The sequence below is a fragment of the Prevotella sp. AM23-5 genome, assembly GCF_003473645.1.
Classification (GTDB): Bacteria; Bacteroidota; Bacteroidia; order Bacteroidales; family Bacteroidaceae; genus Prevotella; species Prevotella copri_A.
Map to the genome: position 1 here is coordinate 1 of NZ_QUCG01000142.1, position 2,987 is coordinate 2,987.

A 2,987-nucleotide genomic window follows, 5' to 3' on the forward strand; every position below is an offset into this window, starting at 1 on the left:
TAAATTATAGTGTTGCGGAATTAAGGAAGAGAAGGAAAAATTAAGCTGGTATCGAAAAAAAAAGTATCCCGCCTTTTTACTTTTCCCATTTTGAATGGTCATATAATCGTAATGTTCAAGAAATAAAACGAATATGAGTATAAACGACAATGGCATTATGGAAGCGCTGAAGGAAAATCCACAGAGCGGATTTCGGATGCTGATGGCGAAATATCAGGAAAACGTATATTGGCATATCCGCCGACTGGTAGTTTCGCACGATGATGCACAGGATGCCTCGCAGGAAACCTTCGTGAGAATCTATCGCTCGTTCGGCAACTATCGGGGCGATTGCTCTCTGAGAAGCTGGATTTATCGCATCGCTACCAACGAGGCTTTGCGACTCATCAGCAAACGGAAACAGGAAGTGGTTTCGATAGAATCAGAATCAACGGGTGTCAATCTCGTCCCAGCCGATAATTATATCGACTTCGATGATAAGGTGGCGGTAAAACTGCAGAAGGCGATTCTCTCGCTGCCGCCCAAGCAGCAGCTGGCATTCAACCTTCGGTATTACGATGAACTCGGGTTCGACGAAATAGCGAAGGTTGCGGATTCTACACCAACCAGTATCAAGGCAAGCTATCATGTTGCCAAAGAGAAAATTATCAAGTACATGAATTCGAACGATTAAGTGAGAGTTCTGTGAGTTTTTAATGGTTATTCAAAATGAAAAAGAATATGGATACAAATTTTGATTTCAATAAAACCGGGAAATTCAACTTCGACCAGGTGGGTAAGCGGATGCCTTACTCAACGCCAGAAGGATTCTTCAAGGAGATGGAAGCCAATATCCTGGAACAGGTGAAGGATGACAAACCGAAAACTGTCAGGATACAGCCGAAGAAGCGACCTCTGATGAAGGTGATATGGGTGGCTGCAATGGCAGTGGCAGCATCGGTGGCAGTACTCCTGATACTCCACATCGATTTCGCTGCGCCTCATTCTTCTCTGCCATCTCAGGCAGATAATGAGATGCAAGCGGTAGATCAGGCTTTCGCTCAGTTATCTTCTGCTGATCAGGCTTATTTGCTCAGTGTTTATCAGGAGGATGTCTTTCTTGATGAATAAACGGATTCAAGAATATAATTAATAGATTCTATAATATATAAATTAAGGTGAATTATGAAAAAGATTTTAGGTATTTTGATGATGGTTGTCGCAATGATGACCGTTTCTACAAGTGTATTTGCACAGGCGCCTAATCAGAAGCAGCGCCTCTCTCGTGAACAGTTGGCTGAAAAGCAGGCACAATATATTGCTCACGATTTGGGTCTTGATGACAAGACCAGTTCTAAGTTTATCGACACCTATACCCAGTTCCAGAAAGAGGTTTGGGCATTAGGACCTCGTCCTCATCACAAGAAGGGGGAAATGAAATCCGATGCTCAGACAGAGCAGGAGATTAAGCAGCGTTTTGAGATGAGCGAGAAGATTCTCAACATCCGCCAGAAATACTACAAGAAGTATTCTCAGTTCCTGACACAGCAGCAGATTCAGCGGGTTTATGAGATAGAGCGACAGATGAGAAAACGATTTGCTCAGAAAGGTCCGCGCAAGGGGGGCAATCACGCAGGTAAACCAAAACCTGGAAGATTTCAGGGACAGCCAATGCAGAATAAGTAGTTCTCCTATATAGAATTTCTTGCGAAATACGATGTTAGTTTAAAAAATTACTTTCTATAATATCAGATATATGCGAATGGCGGTTGGTGCAGAGATTGCATCAACCGCTTTTTTTTTATTTCCTGCCTTGCTCATCTTTTCCTTGAGTATTCTTCTTTTCTTCCCAAGCCAGTATCAAGCCGATAACGCCCGAATAGCTCTTCCTGCCTTCTGCCACATGGTTGCCCTTGAGGTAGAAATCGAAGATGATATCCTGTGCGGCATCCAATGCCTTGCATCGCTTGCTGAGCCAGTAGCGGCGGTCGCTCTTTGCCAGTTGAATAATCTCGGGACGGATATGTTTCAGGAATCTTTCTCCCTCCTTTTCGCCGAGAATATCGAAAACATTGTTCAGTACATGGAAGAATATGTGGTAATATCCGCTGAACCTCACCTGCTTATCTGCCGATGCCGTGCATACGATGTAACTGTAGAAATTCGCCTCACCCTCGTTGGCAACACCCAGAAAGTGAGCAAACTCGTGGGCATAGGTGGCAGGATAATCGTGGGGGAGAATATCTCCATTAAGCGTAAACTCACAGAAGAAAGGCCCCATGCTTCCGGTAACGCCCGACATCGAACTGAGGGGTGTGAATACCATCGTCTTGGCATGGGGATGCTGGTTGAAAGGTGCATTGATACCCTCCTTATAACCTATTTTATTATATTCCTTCAGAATCGCATCCCGCACCCGATTTTTCAAACCATCATCTGCGATGCTATCAGAGAAAATGCTACTCCCGGCAATATCAGAAGAAATGCTTAAAGCGTTGAGACTGTCGGCATATTGATAGGCGAATGCCTTGAATTTAGCTTCGCTTACTTCCACCGGCTTCATTCCTATTCTATCATAGATATTCGGCTGGGAGTAGTTTAATCCCCAGGCGATGTAGAACCAGGCATATACCCAAAGCAGGTATTCTGCCACTCTTCCGAATACAACCTTCTTCTTGGGATAGCAGCCTTTCTTTGCTGCCAGGAAGAAGTATCGCCTGGCAAGCTTCTTTCTCAATCCAATCTCATAGATGGGATAGAAGATAACCCAGGCAATGCTGAGAGCGATGAAGATATCGCCTACGGCAAAAGGAAAAAATCCTGAGATGGGAGAGAGGAGAGTGCCGATAATCGGATAGATACGGGTGGTGTAGATGAATCCCCATAGAGGAATCATTTTGGCAAGAGTAACGAGTAGGAGCAGTACCAGCAATAACCAGTGGCGCCACTTTACCCGATTGAGTCGAAATGTATGCAGTATCTTCATTGTATATTGTTTTTTTTTATTA

4 protein-coding genes are annotated in these 2,987 nt (G+C 44.1%); 3 read left to right on the plus strand and 1 reads right to left on the minus strand.

Going from position 1 to position 2,987, the window contains the following annotated elements; genetic code table 11:
* Window positions 1-133: 133 nt before the first annotated feature.
* Genes DW657_RS16965 through DW657_RS16975 form a run of 3 tightly spaced genes read left to right on the plus strand, consistent with a single transcriptional unit; the run spans window position 134 to window position 1,665 of the window.
* Window positions 134-673: an RNA polymerase sigma factor gene (locus tag DW657_RS16965; protein ID WP_118313525.1), complete on the plus strand. Its 540-nt coding sequence runs from the start codon at window positions 134-136 to the stop codon at window positions 671-673.
* Window positions 674-720: 47 nt separating this feature from the next.
* Window positions 721-1,110, plus strand: a complete 390-nt coding sequence (locus DW657_RS16970; protein ID WP_147381993.1) for a hypothetical protein — start codon at window positions 721-723, stop codon at window positions 1,108-1,110.
* A gap of 54 nt (window positions 1,111-1,164) precedes the next feature.
* On the plus strand, window positions 1,165-1,665 hold the full coding sequence (locus tag DW657_RS16975; RefSeq protein ID WP_199658377.1) for a hypothetical protein: 501 nt from the start codon (window positions 1,165-1,167) through the stop codon (window positions 1,663-1,665).
* Window positions 1,666-1,780: 115 nt separating this feature from the next.
* Here DW657_RS16975 and DW657_RS16980 read toward each other — a convergent pair.
* Window positions 1,781-2,987 (minus strand): DUF3810 domain-containing protein (locus DW657_RS16980; protein WP_369973486.1); only part of this gene is annotated, 1,207 nt, incomplete at its 5' end.